Genomic DNA, 17,044 nt, shown 5'->3' on the forward strand with positions numbered 1-17,044 from the left:
CTATATAACCTTTCCGAAGTCATGGCATGAAAAACGTCTGCAACTGCAATGATTTTTGAAAATAAGTGCATGGATTTAGTTTTTATTGTTTGGGGATAGCCAGTTCCATCTAACCTTCCATGATGCTCTAAAATAGCTAACTTCACACTATCCTTAATGATAGAACTATCTTTTATCATTTTATAGCTAAAAATGGGATGATTGTGGATTTCCTCATTTTCTTCGACTGTTAAACTCGTCGTTTTATTGAAAATCCTTGGTGACAGCTTAGCCATACCACAGTCAGCCAAACACCCTCCAATAGCTACTTGATAGACATCCGCTAAATCGCATTGAATTTTAAAGGCAATATATCCCCCTATTAATCCAGTTGAAATAGCATGATGATACATGTAATCTTCTTTATTGGAATAATGGTGCAATATCAGAATGTTTCCTGGTTTCTCCAAGACTTTATCAACTAAAGGAATAAGAATTGAACGAATCATGGCTACCTCTACCTTGCTCCCAGCCTGCCAATTTTTAAATAAACTCTTATACGTTTGAACCGATTTTAGATATAAATTAGTAAAATTTGAAAATCCTTCTATTTCATCCAGTTCATTATCTATAACTTCTTTCGGTAAAAATTTTTTTCCATCAATTAATGTTTTTTCAACGCTAACCTCTGTTATTAAAAAGGCTTGCAAGGTCTTTATTAATTCCTTAGTCAATATTGTTTTTTCATACATGATAGGGCGGTCCGTAAGACCTTTAATATCTTTTGAAAGAATACATCCTTCAGCTAAATAGTGAGTTTTCACTAGCAAAACTGTTCACCTCTGTAACAGTTATTTAATGAATATCATTTTACTAGAAAAACATGGAACAAACTATATTTTTCGTGATTAAATACCTAAAAAAAGCTTTTCACTAGTATGATACCTTTATCTTCCCTCAAAAAAACATGACTATATACCCGCCATTTACTTTATCTTTTAGAGAGACTTCGCCTGAAAACCCTCAATTACTTCATAAAAAAAGACCCAGCATAATGGCTGGGTCTCTATTATTAAACGATTATTCTTCCGTATCTTTTTCAGGTTCTTCGTTTTCGACTACTTCGTTAGAATCAGAATCTAAATCAATACTCGTTGGATTCTGTTCTATTCCTTCTTCTTGTTCAACGAATTCTTCTTTTTCTTCTTCTTCTCTTCCAACGATGGCCACCGTTGAAACATATTCATTGTCTGCAGATTCGAGACGAATGAGCTTAACACCCTGTGTATTACGACCCGTTTTAGAAATGCCTTCGACTTCCATTCGGATTAGCACACCAGCTGCTGTAATCAGCATCAAGTCCTCATCTTCTCCTGTCACTGTTTTCACGGCAATAAGTTCACCATTTTTCTCTGTGACATTACATGTTTTTATCCCTTTACCACCACGGCTTTGAATACGGTATTCCTCAGCAGATGTCCGTTTTCCATATCCATTTTTCGTAACAATCAGGACTTCTTCATTTTCTTCAAGAATTTCCATACCGACAACTTCGTCATCTGCCCTTAAGGAAATCCCTTTTACTCCAGCTGCGGTACGTCCCATTGTGCGTACATCCGTTTCAGGGAAACGAATCATCATTCCGGCTTTTGTTCCGATAATAATCTGTTTCTCTCCATTCGTAAGACGTACAGAGATCAATTCATCATCTTCTCGTAGCCCTAGAGCAATTAAACCGTTATTGCGGATATTTGCAAAGGATGACAGTGGTGTACGCTTTGATATACCGTGTCTGGTAGTGAAGAATAAATACCAATCATCGACAAATTCCTTCACCGGTATGATTGCATTGACCCACTCACCTTTATCAACTTCTAGCAAATTAATAAGTGGCAGTCCTTTTGCCGTCCGACCATATTCAGGAATTTCGTATCCTTTGGAACGATAAACTTTACCTTTATTAGTAAAGAATAATAGTGTGTCATGAGTCGAAGTTGTTAACAAGTGACCCACAAAGTCATCTGCATTCGTACCCATTCCCTGTATACCTCGGCCTCCGCGTTTTTGGCTGCGGTACGTGGTTGCAGGCAAACGTTTAATATAACCGTTATGAGTCAATGTCACGATTATATTTTCCTCTGGAATCAAATCTTCATCTTCTAAGCTCTCAAAACCGACTAATGTAATTTCAGTTCTTCTTTTATCATTAAAGCGTTCTTTAATTTCAAGAAGCTCTTCACGAATAATTTCAAGAACCTTTTCCTCATCAGCAAGGATAGCTTTATATTCTGCGATTAATGCCATTAACGCTTGATATTCATCTTCAATTTTTTCCCGTTCCAAACCGGTCAAGCGTTGTAAACGCATATCTAAAATTGCTTGCGCCTGTTTTTCAGAAAGTGAAAATTGTGTCATTAACCCTTCTCGGGCAATGTCTGTAGTTTGGGAACCACGGATTAATGTAATGACCGCATCCAAATTATCAAGGGCAATTCGCAAACCTTCTAAAATATGAGCACGCGCTTCCGCTTTACGTAGTTCAAATTCAGTTCTACGACGTATAACTACCTGTTGATGCTCTAAGTAATAGTGCAGACATTGCTTTAAGTTCAATACTTTAGGCTGTCCATCCACCAGTGCAAGCAAGTTGATTCCGAAGGTTGTTTGCATTGCAGTGTGCTTATACAAGTTGTTTAAAAGGACATTTGCATTTACGTCCTTTCGTAGTTCCATAACAATACGCATACCGTTACGATCTGATTCATCCCGTAAATCGGTAATACCTTCAATTTTCTTATCACGAGCAAGTTCTGCAATTTTTTCAATTAATCTTGCTTTGTTCACTTGATAAGGGATTTCTTTAACTAGAATAACCTGTTTTCCATTGGACTTCTCTTCAATTTCGACTCTCGCCCTCTGAATGATTGACCCTTTTCCAGTTTCATAGGCTTTTCTAATTCCACTGCGCCCTAAAATTAACCCCGCAGTTGGAAAATCTGGACCAGGGATAAATTCCATCAATTCTGGAATCGTTATATCAGGATTCTTACTTAAAGCCAATACACCGTCAATTACCTCACCTAATTGATGGGGCGGAATATTGGTAGCCATTCCGACTGCTATCCCTGACGAACCATTCACTAATAAGTTTGGGAAACGGGCTGGCATAACAGCTGGTTCTCTTTCTGAACCATCATAGTTATCCTGATAGTTAACCGTATCCTTATTCAAATCACGAAGCAATTCCATCGAAATCTTTGACATTCTCGCTTCTGTATACCTCATGGCGGCCGCTTGGTCACCATCGACCGAACCGAAATTCCCGTGTCCATCAACGAGCATATAACGATAGTTAAATGGCTGAGCCATTCTGACCATCGTTTCATAAACAGCAGAGTCACCATGCGGGTGATATTTACCGATTACTTCTCCGACAATACGGGCTGATTTTTTAAATGGTTTATCCGACGTCATACCAAGATCATTCATCGCATAAAGAATTCTTCTGTGTACCGGTTTCAAGCCGTCCCTTACATCAGGCAACGCCCGGGATACGATAACGCTCATCGCGTAATCCAAAAAAGATGTACGCATCTCGGTACTTATATTTATTTCTTTTACACCTGATCTTTCATTTTCTGACATGGAGCCAACCTCCTTTATAAAGCTTTTACTCTCATTTTTTTAACTGATCTTGCATTATGTAAAGAACAGGATGTAAATTCATCCTGTCAAAAAAATCAGATATCGAGGTTTTTTACATAAATCGCATTTTCCTCAATAAAGTTACGACGCGGCTCTACTTTATCTCCCATCAACATTTCGAAAGTTTCATCTGCCTCAATGGCATCTTTCAAACTAACTTGAAGTAGCGTTCTCGTATCAGGGTTCATTGTTGTTTCCCATAGTTGCTCTGGGTTCATTTCACCCAACCCTTTATAGCGCTGTAAGTTAGGCTTAGGAGTGCTTGGCAGACCCGCCATGATTTGTTCTAGTTCGCGGTCATTATAGGCATATTCCACTCGTTTACCCTGCTGAATTTTGAAAAGAGGTGGTTGGGCAATATAAATATAACCATACTCTATAATTTTCCGCATATAGCGATAGAAGAATGTCAACATTAAAGTTCTAATGTGGGCACCGTCTACATCCGCATCGGTCATGATAACAATTTTATGGTATCTAGCTTTTTCAATATTGAATTCATCGCCAATACCTGTTCCGAGTGCAGTAATAATTGTACCAATTTCTATATTATGAAGGATTCTATCCAATCGCGCCTTTTCCACATTTAGGATTTTACCCCTTAGCGGCAGAATAGCTTGGAAATGGCGGTCACGTCCCTGTTTAGCTGAGCCACCAGCCGAGTTTCCTTCTACAATGTACAATTCGCTGATAGACGGATCCTTCGACGAACAATCTGCCAGTTTACCAGGTAGACTGGAGACTTCCAAGGCACTTTTTCTTCGAGTTAACTCACGTGCTTTCTTGGCCGCCAAACGAGCTCTTGCCGCCATTTGCCCTTTATCAACAATTTTTCTAGCCACTGAAGGATTTTCGTATAAGAAGGAATCCAACCTTTCCGAAAGAATGGAATCAGTAACCGTTCTTACTTCTGAGTTTCCAAGTTTGGTTTTGGTTTGCCCCTCAAATTGCGGTTCAGGATGCTTAATAGAAATAATTGCCGTTAACCCTTCACGAACATCTTCACCAGAGAAATTGGTGTCGGCCTCTTTTAAGAGCCCGTTTTTCCGTGCATAATCATTGATGACCCGTGTCAACGCAGTCTTGAATCCTGATTCATGTGTACCGCCTTCATACGTATGAATATTATTGGCAAAGGAAAAAACGTTACTGATATAGCTGTCATTATATTGCAAAGCTAATTCGACAGATATACCTTCTTTCTCGCCTTCCATGAAAATCGGTTCCTCATGAAGGACTTCTTTTGAACGATTCAAATGCTCAACATAAGATTTGATACCGCCCTCGTAGTGGTATTCCTTGATTTTCTCTTCTTCTTCACGTTTATCTTCAATGATGAGCTTCAAGCCTTTATTCAAGAATGCAAGCTCACGGATACGTGTGGCTAATGTATCGAAATCATATTCCACGGATTCCTTGAAAATTTCAGGATCCGGAATAAAGTGTACTGTTGTCCCTGTATGATCGGTCTCCCCAATAATTTTCAAATCTTCTCTAGGGACCCCTCGGTTAAATTGCTGATAGTGGATTTTACCTTCACGATGTACATACACTTCCAATACCGTGGATAGGGCATTAACTACTGAAGCACCTACACCATGCAGACCACCGGAGACCTTATAACCTCCGCCGCCAAATTTACCGCCCGCATGAAGGACCGTCATGATTACTTCTACTGCTGGCCGTCCCATTTTTTCATGGATACCTACTGGAATTCCCCGACCATTATCGACTACTGTTATGCTATTGTCTTCTTCGATCGTCACTTTGATTTCAGTACAGAAACCTGCTAGTGCCTCATCAATACTATTATCGACAATTTCCCAAACAAGATGGTGAAGTCCTTTTGCAGAGGTAGTACCGATATACATCCCCGGACGTTTACGAACTGCTTCTAAGCCTTCTAAAACCTGTATCTGATTCTCATCGTATGCCTGAGCTTGTACTTCTTTTTGTTCCATTGTCATACGTATCACCTACACTTTTCTTTTGGCATTTATCAATTTTTCAGGAGTAATTATTACGTTATCGCTTAAATTCAAAGAGAATCTATATCATCGATTAATAACGATGGCTGCAGTGAACGCTTTTTCAAAGTGGACGACGCAAGCGGTGAATAATAGACCTGTTTATCCGTCACTACAATCGATTTAACCGAGTTTTTGGCTAAATGGTAAGTTACATCAGACTTTTTCTCCAAAAACTCACTCATGATTGGAGAGGCCTGGAGCAGCTTCTTATCTAAAATGGCTATGACATCGTCCGTTTTCACAAGAATGTCTTCACCAATATGGAGATACATACATTCACCTCATCATTTAACCTTTTTTATACTTCCTTGACTAACATAAAAGGTGGACGCTTCTCTAAGGGTTTGATGATCGATTCCATCAACAGAGGGTGTCGTCACGAATGTTTGCACTTTCCCTTGTATCGTATTCAGTAAATGAGATTGACGGAAATCGTCAAGTTCCGATAACACATCATCCAATAATAAAATGGGATACTCGCCGATTTCTTCATGAATCAGCTCAATTTCGGCAAGTTTCAAAGACAGGGCAGTTGTACGTTGTTGTCCTTGTGAACCATATGTCTGGACATCACGGTCATTCACAAAAAAAACCAGGTCGTCACGATGAGGACCTACCAGTGTTACACCCCGTTCAATTTCCCTTGTTTTTATTTTATCAAATTTTTCTGTGTATACTTCTATCATTTTCGTCAAATCCATAGATTCTGATACATCAAGCGACGGTTTATATTGGATTTTCAATACTTCTAGATTTCTGGAGATCCCCGAGTGAATTGGCTCTGCCCACTGCTGGAGCTTTAAAAGAAACTCGTATCTTCTTTCGACAATTTTCGCTGCATACTGAATAAATTGATCAGTTAGCACGTCAAGCATCGTCGTATCCGTTTGTTTCCGGGTCTGCAGAAGCTTTAAGTAATGATTTCTTTGTTGAAGTATTTTATGATATTGGCTCATATCATGAAGGTATACGGGAGAAACCTGGCCAATTTCCATATCTATAAAACGGCGTCTGACTAGAGGACTTCCCTTTACAAGGTTAAGATCCTCAGGCGCAAACATGACCACATTCATATTTCCAACATATTGACTTAATTTTCTTTGTTCAATATGGTTGCACTTCGCCTTTTTCCCTTTTTTTGAAATGGTCAGCTCAAGTGGTATTGAGGTATTTCTCTTTCTAACTCTTCCTTCTATTTTAGCATACTCTTCATCCCAGCGAATAAGTTCTTTATCATTTGAGGTCCGGTGAGATTTTGCCATTGCTAAAACAAAAATAGATTCCATGACATTTGTTTTTCCTTGAGCATTTTCGCCAAGGATTACATTGACCTTATTCTCAAAAGTCAGGTTCAATTCGGTATAGTTGCGGTAATTTCTCAAACTTATATTTTCAATATACATATTCCGCTCTTCCCTTATGTTTTAGCTTGTAATTGTGAAGACGCCAAATCCAGGAATCTCTATTTTATCACCTGATCTTAACTTTCTGCCTCTTCTCACGTCTAATTCGCCATTAATGAAAACCTCGTATTCACTTAAGAACCATTTTGACATTCCGCCGCTTTGAATCAAATCGGCTAATTTTAAGAATTGTCCAAGCGTAATATATTCTGTGCTGATTTTTATGGAGTCCATTTCATGCCTCACTCATTTCTAAGTAGTCTTTAATACTTCATTTTACTAAATAAATCCCATTAAGACAAAGTATAGCTTTTTCCGCTCTTGTTTTTTATATTTCTAGGTTTTATTCAGAATTAAAAAAGCTGTAAAAAACCTTATGGGGCCTATATTTAAGTATAAAAAAATTAAAGGCTTGCTAAACAAGCCTTTAATTTTTTTGAAATATTATTTTAGCTTAATAAGTTCTTACAGGCAGAATTAATTGAAGCATAGAATCATCATGAAGCGGACGAATTACAAATGGACGCATCGCACCTGTAAAGTTGATTTTAATATCCGATCCTTCTAAAACTTTTAAGGCATCCATAACAAATTTAGCACTGAAGGAGATTTTCAAATCCTCACCTTCAATGGCTTCTGCTTGAACTTCCTCAATTACTTTACCAATTTCAGGTGTATTAGAAGAGACTTCGATAATGCGGCCTTCTAAAGTTGTCAGTTTGACCACATTATTTCTGCCTTCTCTGGCCAATAAAGATGCTCGGTCGATTGCTTGCAGAAAATCTTTTGTGTGAACAGTTACATCCGTTTTGCTATCTGAAGGAATCAAGCGGGACGTATCTGGATAATTCCCCTCAAGTAGGCGGGAGAAGAATAATAAATTTTCTGCTTTGAATAAGACTTGATTATCGGTAATGACAATTTCTATGAGTTCGTTTGTATCATCAAGGATTTTACTTAATTCATTTAGACTTTTGCCTGGAATCACAACGCTATAGGTCCCAGTAATTTTATTTTCAATTTTTGCTGTGCGCATTGCTAGCCTGTGACTATCTGTTGCAATACAGGTCAATTCGTCATCTTGAACCTTTAAGTTTACACCTGTTAAGATAGGGCGTGTTTCTGAGGTGGACACTGCAAAGCCAGTTTGACGAATAAGAGTTTTTAATAGGTCTGTTGGAAGCTTGAAAATATTTTCTTCCTCAATGATTGGAAGATGAGGGTATTCTTCAGGATCCAGTCCATTTAAGTTAAATTCAGCTTTACCTGAGCGAATAATTGTTTGAAAGTTGTTTTCGACTTCAATTTCTACAGTATCCATCGGTAATTTTTTGACAATTTCACTGAAAAAACGAGCATTTAGGACAATTCCCCCGCTATTTTTCACTTCAACAATTTCATCACCGTCTACTTCAGCTGGAATAAATGATTGAATGGAAATATCGGAATCACTACCTGTCAAAGTAACCCCTTCAGTTGTAACACTTATTTTTATCCCCGTTAAAATAGGAATCGTTGTTCTTGATGTGACTGCTTTCATTACTTCTTGGACACTATGAACTAATCGATCTCTTTGAATTATAAATCTCATGTTTCATCCTCCAAATTTTTAATTGCCGAATAGGCATATTTATTAATAATTTTTATTAAAAAAGATAGTAGTAATAGTAGTAGGGCCTGTTGATATGTGGATAAGTCGACTCAACCTAAGGAAAAACAGTCTATCCACATGTGGACAGACTGTGTGTAAGTAGTCATCAGTTATACACATTATCCAGAATCATCTATACCTTCAACTGATCCTGTATTTCTTTGACCTGACGTTGAAGCTGGGTATCTGTTTGCATGAGTTTAGAAATTTTTTCATGCGCATGAATAACGGTCGTATGATCGCGACCACCAAATTCATCCCCTATCTTTGGCAGAGATGAATCCGTTAACTCCCTGGAAAGATACATGGCGATCTGCCTTGGAAAGGCTACAGATTTAGTCCGTTTTTTTGCTTTGAAATCTTCCAATTTAACACTATAATGCTCACCAACTGTTTTTTGGATTTCTAAGATGGTGATTATTTTAGGTTTCGAGCTTGGAATAATGTCTTTTAATGCTTCGGCTGCTAAATCAGCATTAATATCCTTATTAATTAACGAAGAATAAGCAACAACACGTATAAGTGCACCTTCAAGTTCACGAATATTCGAGTCAATTTGATTGGCAATATAAAGCATAACTTCATTTGGGATATCAAGACCTTCTGCTTTTGCCTTCTTACGTAAAATAGCAATTCGCGTTTCTAAATCAGGCGGTGTGATATCCGTAATTAAACCCCATTCAAAGCGGGAACGGAGGCGATCTTCGAGTGTTGGGATCTCTTTTGGAGGACGGTCACTCGAGATGACAATCTGTTTACTTTCTTCATGTAGTGCATTGAATGTATGGAAAAACTCTTCTTGAGTTTGTTCTTTTCCTGCTAGAAATTGAATATCATCAATTAATAAAACATCTACACTTCGGTATCTATCACGGAATTCTCCTGCTTTATTATCTCGGATTGAATTGATAAATTCGTTCGTGAATTTTTCAGAAGATAAATAAACGACCTTTGCCTTCGGATTATGCTCAAGTACGTAATGCCCAATTGCATGCATTAAATGGGTTTTACCTAGTCCTACGCCTCCATAAATAAATAATGGGTTATAGGCTTTAGCAGGAGCTTCTGCGACAGCGAGAGACGCGGCATGGGCAAAACGATTGCCGGAGCCGATGACAAACGTATCAAAGGTATTTTTCGCGTTTAACATATGCTGAGGAAATGCATTATGTTCTTTATCCTGTTTTTTAATCTTTTTAGGCTGAACAGGAACAGTAAAATCACCATCTTCTTGATTGGGAGGAATGATGAATTTTGCTTCCAATTCCTCACCGGTAAGTTCAAACAATACATCAGAAATAAGATGTGAATAGCGTTCTTCAAGCCAGTCCCTGGCAAATTCATTGGGAGCGGTGACTGTTAATGTATCACCTTGTAGTAAATAAGCCTTGGTTGATTTAAGCCAAGTTTCAAAGCTTGGTTTACTGATCTTTTTTTCAATTTTTCCGAGCGCCTGGTTCCAGAGGCTATCGATGTTATCCAAACTTATCCCTCCTTTGCAAAATATTTTTAATAATATCTAAAATGTATAGGCACAAATAAACTCATCGATTGCCGTCTTAATATAAATTTTGACAGCAAAAGTTCGGTGAGCTGTATAAGGGAGTGTTCTGTAATGTGATGTCCCTATTACTATATCTTGCGCTGTACAACCTTTGTACAGACTACATCTTGTAAGGTGATGTAGGTTTGGATGATTATTCATCAACAGGTATTTGGAGAAATATATAATAAAGAAGAAAAAAGGGTTTTCGACAATATCCACCGTTTGTGGACAGATTAATATACACAGGTCGAATAAGCTATCCACATGTTATGCACAGTCTGTGGATAAACCTTACCTGTTGATAAAGTTATTCAGAGTGAAAACACAAATATAATATCAGAAATTCAGGCGTCTTGCAATGGGTTAGAAAACTTTATCCACAACTTACCGAGCCTGTGGGAAAAACTTTTCCACAGGCTATTGTTATGTGCAAAAGTCTATAAAACAGGTTGTGGATAGGAAAAATCATGTCGAATTTTATCCACAGACTGAAGTTTTGGCACGAATTATATAAATTTATTTCTCTGCTCCTTTAAAACGAATAGGACAGAAAAACATGTTGTTTAAGCTGTCAAAAACGGTAAATATTAAAACCTATTCCTGGCAAACCCAATGGTTCATTTAAAAATAACCAGGCCTTCCCTTAATATTTGCTGATTCCTTTTCAGAGTGGAGCGTGTAAACTAAGAGATCCGCTTAAATGTGTTTAAGGGAAAAATTCACGGAAATTTCCCTCTCACCAAAAATTTCTATATCAGTTCGAGGCAAAATCATTTACAATAGGCTAGGTAGTAAAAAAAGACCTACTGGACATTGAGCATAAAAAGAAATATATTTTTTTGGATGAGGTTGACAAGTAGAAACCATCATCTATATAATTGTAAAGACTGTCTTTAACTGTTATTCCTCAGGGAGGTGTCATATAATGAAAAGAACTTATCAACCGAATAATCGTAAGCATAGTAAAGTTCACGGTTTCCGTGCACGTATGAGCACGAAAAACGGACGTAGAGTAATTGCTGCACGTCGCCGTAAGGGCAGAAAAGTATTATCTGCATAGACCACTGAAAAGTCTCAGTGGTCTTTTTTCGCAAAATAAGGGATTTACTGAGACTCAATTCATTTAATGAAGGTGTAAAGATGAAAAAAAAGTTAAGGATTAAGAAAGAGGACGAGTTTCAGCTTGTGTTTAAAAAGGGCGAATCCTCTGCTAATCGGCAATTCGTTGTCTATGTCCTTGAAAAGCCCGAACAGGATTATTTCCGGATAGGCCTTTCTGTCAGTAAAAAAATCGGGAATGCCGTTGTTCGGAATCAGATTAAAAGATACATACGGCAAGCGTTTTTGGAATTGAAAGATGATATAGAAGATGGTAAGGATTATATTGTGATTGCTCGAAAGCCAGCGGCGGAAATGGACTTTTCCCAAGTGAAAAGCAGCTTGATCCATGTCCTAAAACGTTCTAAATCACTAAACTTTATAATGAAAAAACAATAAAGTTCTCCTTTATATCGAAAACTAAGTACTCCTCAGATAATGTCGTAAACATTGAGAAAAATAACATAGAAAATTCCTTATTGGACTGTACAAAAAGTGGATTACTTTTCCTTGAAGTCTGCTTGTAAACAGTTCAAAATTGTTTCAAAAAAGATTGATTGCAGTTAGGAGGAAATTACGGTTGAAAAAACGAATATTACTCATTATTGGACTAGCTTCTATAATGATGTTGTTAGCAGGGTGTACGGAAATTAAAGAACCTATAACTGCAGAAAGTGAAGGGTTCTGGAATCAATACATTGTCTATCCATTATCAGCTCTGATTATTTGGCTCTCTGAAGCATTCGGGGAAAACTATGGTCTCGGGATTATTGGTGTTACCTTAATCATTCGCTTAGCATTACTTCCACTTATGATCAAACAGGTGAAAAGCTCGAAAGCAATGCAGGCCATTCAGCCTGAGATGAAAGAACTTCAAGCAAAATACAGCTCAAAAGATGCTGCCACACAACAAAAACTACAGCAAGAAACGATGGCTTTATTTTCAAAATATAATGTGAATCCATTGGCGGGATGTTTACCAATATTGGTGCAAATGCCGATTTTGATCGGTTTTTACCATGCTATCAGCCGTACGGAAGAAATTGCTCTTCATAGCTTTCTTTGGTTTGATTTAGGTTCCCCGGATCCGTATTATATTTTACCGGTTGTTGCAGGTATTACGACTTTTATTCAGCAAAAATTATCCATGGTTGGAATGAACTCTAATCCACAAATGGCAGCACAAATGACAATGATGCTTTACATCATGCCAATTATGATTGTTGTTTTTGCAATTAAATTTCCCGCTGCTCTTTCACTTTACTGGGTAGTAGGTAACATTTTCGGTATCGTTCAAACGTATTTCATTAAAGGTCCAGATCTTAGAAAAGCAGCTGCGGAAAACGCGGGAGGAGCAAAGAAAAAGTGAAAAAAGTAACTGCTGCAGGACAATCTGTCGAAGAAGCAGTAAATTTAGCTTTAGCTCAACTGAACAGCACTAGGGATCGCGTGGAGATTGAAATTGAAGATGAAGGCAAAAAAGGTTTTCTTGGTTTATTTGGTGCAAGGAAGGCAATCGTCCATGTGACTTTGCCAGCCGACCCTATTGAAGAGTCACTGAAATTTTTGAAGAATGTCAGTGAAAACATGGGAATTAATGCAGAAATTGATGTCCGTCGTCAAGGTAAGAATGTAACGTTTCATTTATCAGGTGAAAAGATTGCTTTATTAATTGGAAAACGAGGGCAAACATTAAATTCCCTTCAGTATTTAACGCAGCTGGTTGCAAATCGCTATTCGAAGCAGTTTTTGAATGTAACTGTAGATGCAGAAGATTATCGAAATCGCCGCAATGATACTTTAATCCAATTGGCTGAAAGAATGGCAAATAAAGCAATAAAAACTGGTAAATCTGTTTCGCTGGAGCCAATGCCATCCTTTGAACGGAAGGTCATTCATAATGCTCTACTGCATTACCCAAAAATCAAAACAAATTCCAATGGTACAGAGCCATATCGCCATTTGGTCATTACTCCAATCAGATGAACCTTCTGCTATTAAGCGGAGGTTCTTTTTTTGGTTGTCTGTTGAATTCTCTAGAAATAAAAGAAAAATTCAACAATATTCGACATGTTTCTGTTTTGACCATTCGTAATTTGGTAAAGAGTTAAGAAAAGAGCAAGAAGGAAAGCGGGCAATATTTGTTATTCACATGTGGATAAGTTAAAATAAGTGATACAGAATATGGGTTTTAATGCATGTGGATAACTCTTGAAAGGAAGGAGTATCTACTTTTTTTCATGAATATACTGTGGTATTGTAGTTATTTAGGGAATTCGACGATTTTATTATGGGAAAAATATAGAAACATCAATATATAAGAGGTGAAAGCATGGAATTCGATACAATCACCGCTATCTCTACTCCCTTAGGGGAAGGGGCAATTGCCATCGTAAGAATCAGCGGTGATGAGGCCCTAGAAATAGCCGATAGAATCTTTAAAGGACCAGGCGGGAAAAGTTTGCTCGAAGTGAAATCACATACGATTCATTACGGACACTTAACTCAACCGAAAACAGGTGAAATCATAGAAGAAGTTATGGTTTCTGTTATGAAAGGCCCAAAGACATTTACAAGAGAAGATGTAGTCGAAATAAATTGTCATGGCGGGATCGTTTCGGTCAATCGGGTATTACAGCTTATCCTCTCACAGGGAGCTCGTTTAGCAGAACCTGGTGAATTTACGAAACGAGCTTTTTTGAATGGAAGGATTGATCTTTCCCAAGCAGAAGCTGTTATGGATTTAATTCGGGCAAAAACAGATAAAGCGATGAATGTAGCCTTAGGGCAAATGGAAGGGCGGCTTTCGAAATTAATTCAAAAGTTACGTCAGGAAATTTTACAGACCCTCGCACAAGTCGAGGTAAACATAGATTACCCGGAATATGATGATGTCGAAGAAATGACACATCGTTTATTTTTGGAAAAAGGCAGCTATGTGAAGACGGAGATAGAGAAACTCCTGCATACTGCACAGCAAGGGAAAATTCTGCGAGATGGGCTGGCGACGGTTATCATCGGACGCCCAAATGTCGGAAAATCTTCTTTGCTTAACAGCTTAGTTCATGAAAATAAGGCCATTGTTACTGATATTCCCGGCACAACACGTGATGTAATTGAGGAATATGTCAATGTTCGCGGAGTACCGCTTAAACTTGTCGATACAGCAGGAATTCGGGAAACAGAGGACATTGTTGAACGAATTGGTGTTGAACGCTCTCGTGCGGTATTAAAAGAGGCAGATTTAATATTACTTGTCTTAAACTATTCCGATGACTTTACACCGGAAGATGAAAAACTATTCCAGGCCGTTAAAGGAATGGATGTTATCGTTATTATCAATAAAACTGATCTTCCGCAAAAAATCAATTTGGATCAGGTTAAGGAAAAGGCAGCATCGCATAAAATTGTTTCTACGTCTTTACTTGAGGATCAAGGAGTCAATGAGTTGGAAGATGCGATTGCTTCTTTATTCTTTGAGGGTTCTTTAGAATCAGGAGACTTAACCTATGTTTCGAATGCTCGTCATATAGCCTTACTTGGTCAAGCATTACAGTCAATTGAGGATGCAATTGAAGCGATTGACATGGGGACGCCGATTGACTTAGTTCAAATTGATTTCACAAAGGCTTGGGAGCTTCTCGGCGAAATAATTGGTGAAAGTGTTCAGGATAATTTGATCAACCAATTGTTCTCGCAATTTTGTTTAGGAAAATAACAGTAAAAGGAGGAGAAAACATGCAATACGAAGCAGGAAGCTATGATGTTATTGTTATTGGAGCTGGACATGCTGGTAGTGAAGCAGGCCTTGCAGCTGCAAGAGTTGGAGCTAAAACTTTGATGGTTACCATTAATTTAGATATGGTCGCCTTTATGCCATGCAATCCGTCTATTGGCGGACCAGCAAAAGGGATAGTTGTCCGAGAAATTGACGCTTTAGGCGGTGAAATGGGGAAAAATATTGATAAAACCCATATTCAAATGAGGATGTTGAATACAGCTAAAGGTCCGGCAGTCCGTGCGTTGAGGGCACAGGCTGATAAATATCTCTATCAGCAAGAAATGAAAAAGACGATAGAAGATCAAGAAAATTTGACATTAATTCAAGGAATGGTTGAGGAATTAATTGTTGAAAATGATGTTTGTACGGGTGTCATTACTAAAACAGGTGCAGTGTATCGTGCGAAAACTGTAGTAATCACGACAGGAACATATTTACGTGGAGAAATTATTTTAGGGGAACTAAAATATTCAAGCGGTCCTAACAATCAGCAGCCTTCCATCAGACTTTCTGAACATTTGGAGCAATTAGGATTTGATTTAGTTCGTTTTAAAACTGGAACGCCTCCTCGCGTCAATAGTTCATCTATTGATTACAGCAAAACAGAAATACAGCCTGGTGATGAAGTCCCACGTGCTTTTTCTTATGAAACAACGAAATTCATCACTGACCAATTGCCATGCTGGTTAACATACACGAATGAGGGAACACACCAGCTCATCGATGAGAATTTACACCGTTCACCGATGTACTCTGGGATGATTAAGGGAACTGGACCACGCTATTGCCCATCAATAGAAGATAAGGTCGTACGTTTTAATGATAAACCGCGCCATCAAATTTTCCTTGAACCTGAAGGGCGCAATACAAAGGAAGTCTATGTGCAAGGGCTGTCAACAAGTCTACCTGAAGATGTACAAGTAAAAATCCTTCAAACGGTTCCAGGGCTCGAGAAGGCGGAAATGATGCGTGCGGGATATGCAATTGAATATGATGCAATCGTTCCTACACAGCTTTGGCCTACACTAGAAACGAAAAAAGTTAAAAACTTGTATACAGCAGGCCAAATTAACGGAACGTCCGGCTACGAAGAAGCGGCGGGCCAAGGGTTGATGGCTGGTATTAATGCAGGATTGAATGCGATAGGAAAAGAAGAACTGATCTTAAGCCGTTCGGATGCCTATATTGGAGTTTTAATTGATGATCTTGTTACGAAAGGTACGAATGAACCATACCGCTTGCTGACTTCACGTGCAGAATATCGTTTACTGTTGCGTCATGACAATGCGGATTTACGTTTAACGGAAATTGGTTTCAATATTGGAATGATCAAAGAAGACCGCTACAAACGTTTTCTTTTGAAAAAGGAAGCAGTTGAAGTAGAAAAAGAACGACTGAAATCAACCTTCATTAAACCAACGCAAGAAGTGCAAGACGTTATTATCACAAGTGGTGGCAGTGAGTTGAAGGATGGAATTCGTGCGTCTGATTTATTGAAACGTCCTGAAATGGATTATTCTCATATTCAGAAGCTGGCTCCAAGTGATGTCGAACTAAGCGACGAAGTGACGGAACAAGTCGAAATCCAGATTAAATATGAGGGATATATTGAAAAATCTCTGCAACAGGTCGATCGTCTGAAAAAAATGGAGAATAAAAAAATTCCAGAGAACATCGACTATGATGCCATCTCCGGTCTTGCAACGGAAGCACGTCAAAAATTAAAACAGGTCCACCCGCTATCAGTAGCTCAGGCTTCACGAATTTCCGGTGTAAATCCTGCTGATGTCTCCATTTTGCTTGTTTATTTGGAGCAAGGTAAGATTGCCAGAGTTTCTCAGTAACGGAAAT

14 protein-coding genes (1 of these 14 cut by a window edge) are annotated in these 17,044 nt (G+C 38.3%); 6 read left to right on the forward strand and 8 right to left on the reverse strand.

The window, feature by feature from the left end; all coding sequences use genetic code 11:
* From JFU24_RS16435 to dnaA, 8 genes are all read right to left on the reverse strand, one after another.
* Nucleotides 1–731: the 5' portion of an HD-GYP domain-containing protein gene (locus JFU24_RS16435; protein WP_201222485.1), read on the reverse strand. It extends 265 nt beyond the left edge of the window; 731 of the gene's 996 nt are visible here — the first part of the coding sequence; the start codon lies at nt 729–731; its stop codon lies beyond the left edge, outside the window.
* A 328-nt stretch (nt 732–1,059) separates the two neighbouring features.
* Nucleotides 1,060–3,624, reverse strand: a complete 2,565-nt coding sequence (gyrA, locus tag JFU24_RS16440) for a DNA gyrase subunit A (protein ID WP_201187764.1) — start codon at nt 3,622–3,624, stop codon at nt 1,060–1,062.
* A gap of 95 nt (nt 3,625–3,719) precedes the next feature.
* Complete coding sequence (gyrB, locus tag JFU24_RS16445; protein WP_201225048.1) at nt 3,720–5,645, reverse strand: DNA topoisomerase (ATP-hydrolyzing) subunit B; 1,926 nt, start codon at nt 5,643–5,645, stop codon at nt 3,720–3,722.
* Between the two features lie 77 nt (nt 5,646–5,722).
* Nucleotides 5,723–5,986: an extracellular matrix regulator RemB gene (remB, locus tag JFU24_RS16450; protein WP_053348303.1), complete on the reverse strand. Its 264-nt coding sequence runs from the start codon at nt 5,984–5,986 to the stop codon at nt 5,723–5,725.
* A gap of 12 nt (nt 5,987–5,998) precedes the next feature.
* Nucleotides 5,999–7,117: a DNA replication/repair protein RecF gene (recF, locus tag JFU24_RS16455; protein ID WP_053348304.1), complete on the reverse strand. Its 1,119-nt coding sequence runs from the start codon at nt 7,115–7,117 to the stop codon at nt 5,999–6,001.
* A 21-nt stretch (nt 7,118–7,138) separates the two neighbouring features.
* Nucleotides 7,139–7,351: a S4 domain-containing protein YaaA gene (gene yaaA, locus JFU24_RS16460; protein ID WP_053348305.1), complete on the reverse strand. Its 213-nt coding sequence runs from the start codon at nt 7,349–7,351 to the stop codon at nt 7,139–7,141.
* Nucleotides 7,352–7,571: 220 nt separating this feature from the next.
* A complete protein-coding gene (gene dnaN / locus JFU24_RS16465) occupies nt 7,572–8,708 on the reverse strand; it encodes a DNA polymerase III subunit beta (RefSeq protein WP_056521949.1) in 1,137 nt (378 codons plus the stop codon).
* 193 nt (nt 8,709–8,901) lie between these two features.
* Nucleotides 8,902–10,251 carry a chromosomal replication initiator protein DnaA gene (gene dnaA, locus JFU24_RS16470; protein ID WP_053348307.1) on the reverse strand — a complete coding sequence of 450 codons (1,350 nt, stop codon included), beginning with the start codon at nt 10,249–10,251 and terminating at the stop codon, nt 8,902–8,904.
* A gap of 988 nt (nt 10,252–11,239) precedes the next feature.
* Here dnaA and rpmH point away from each other — a divergent pair.
* From rpmH to mnmG, 6 genes are all read left to right on the forward strand, one after another.
* On the forward strand, nt 11,240–11,374 hold the full coding sequence (gene rpmH, locus JFU24_RS16475) for a 50S ribosomal protein L34 (RefSeq protein ID WP_034316183.1): 135 nt from the start codon (nt 11,240–11,242) through the stop codon (nt 11,372–11,374).
* Between the two features lie 80 nt (nt 11,375–11,454).
* Nucleotides 11,455–11,811, forward strand: a complete 357-nt coding sequence (gene rnpA, locus JFU24_RS16480) for a ribonuclease P protein component (protein WP_053348308.1) — start codon at nt 11,455–11,457, stop codon at nt 11,809–11,811.
* A gap of 181 nt (nt 11,812–11,992) precedes the next feature.
* Nucleotides 11,993–12,781 carry a YidC family membrane integrase SpoIIIJ gene (gene spoIIIJ, locus JFU24_RS16485; RefSeq protein ID WP_053348309.1) on the forward strand — a complete coding sequence of 263 codons (789 nt, stop codon included), beginning with the start codon at nt 11,993–11,995 and terminating at the stop codon, nt 12,779–12,781.
* On the forward strand, nt 12,778–13,398 hold the full coding sequence (gene jag / locus JFU24_RS16490) for an RNA-binding cell elongation regulator Jag/EloR (RefSeq protein ID WP_201222487.1): 621 nt from the start codon (nt 12,778–12,780) through the stop codon (nt 13,396–13,398). Before spoIIIJ ends, jag begins: the two co-directional genes overlap by 4 nt.
* Before the next feature lie 346 nt (nt 13,399–13,744).
* The gene (gene mnmE / locus JFU24_RS16495) at nt 13,745–15,130 is read left to right on the forward strand and encodes a tRNA uridine-5-carboxymethylaminomethyl(34) synthesis GTPase MnmE (RefSeq protein ID WP_201250189.1); all 1,386 of its coding nucleotides are present in this window, start codon (nt 13,745–13,747) and stop codon (nt 15,128–15,130) included.
* 20 nt (nt 15,131–15,150) lie between these two features.
* Nucleotides 15,151–17,037, forward strand: coding sequence for a tRNA uridine-5-carboxymethylaminomethyl(34) synthesis enzyme MnmG (mnmG, locus tag JFU24_RS16500; protein WP_053348312.1), 1,887 nt, complete (start codon nt 15,151–15,153; stop codon nt 17,035–17,037).
* Nucleotides 17,038–17,044: the final 7 nt, after the last annotated feature.

This window comes from Peribacillus sp. TH27, from assembly GCF_016650915.1.
GTDB classification, from domain to species: domain Bacteria; phylum Bacillota; class Bacilli; order Bacillales; family DSM-1321; genus Peribacillus; species Peribacillus butanolivorans.

Excerpts from the sequence above, each read along its gene's own strand:
- gyrA (WP_201187764.1), bottom strand. The coding sequence starts at position 3,624 with ATGTCAGAAAATGAAAGATCAGGTGTAAAAGAAATAAATATAAGTACC.
- mnmE (WP_201250189.1), top strand. The coding sequence starts at position 13,745 with ATGGAATTCGATACAATCACCGCTATCTCTACTCCCTTAGGGGAAGGG.
- remB (WP_053348303.1), bottom strand. The coding sequence starts at position 5,986 with ATGTATCTCCATATTGGTGAAGACATTCTTGTGAAAACGGACGATGTC.
- rpmH (WP_034316183.1), top strand. The coding sequence starts at position 11,240 with ATGAAAAGAACTTATCAACCGAATAATCGTAAGCATAGTAAAGTTCAC.
- gyrB (WP_201225048.1), bottom strand. The coding sequence starts at position 5,645 with ATGGAACAAAAAGAAGTACAAGCTCAGGCATACGATGAGAATCAGATA.
- dnaN (WP_056521949.1), bottom strand. The coding sequence starts at position 8,708 with ATGAGATTTATAATTCAAAGAGATCGATTAGTTCATAGTGTCCAAGAA.
- yaaA (WP_053348305.1), bottom strand. The coding sequence starts at position 7,351 with ATGGACTCCATAAAAATCAGCACAGAATATATTACGCTTGGACAATTC.
- recF (WP_053348304.1), bottom strand. The coding sequence starts at position 7,117 with ATGTATATTGAAAATATAAGTTTGAGAAATTACCGCAACTATACCGAA.
- rnpA (WP_053348308.1), top strand. The coding sequence starts at position 11,455 with ATGAAAAAAAAGTTAAGGATTAAGAAAGAGGACGAGTTTCAGCTTGTG.
- mnmG (WP_053348312.1), top strand. The coding sequence starts at position 15,151 with ATGCAATACGAAGCAGGAAGCTATGATGTTATTGTTATTGGAGCTGGA.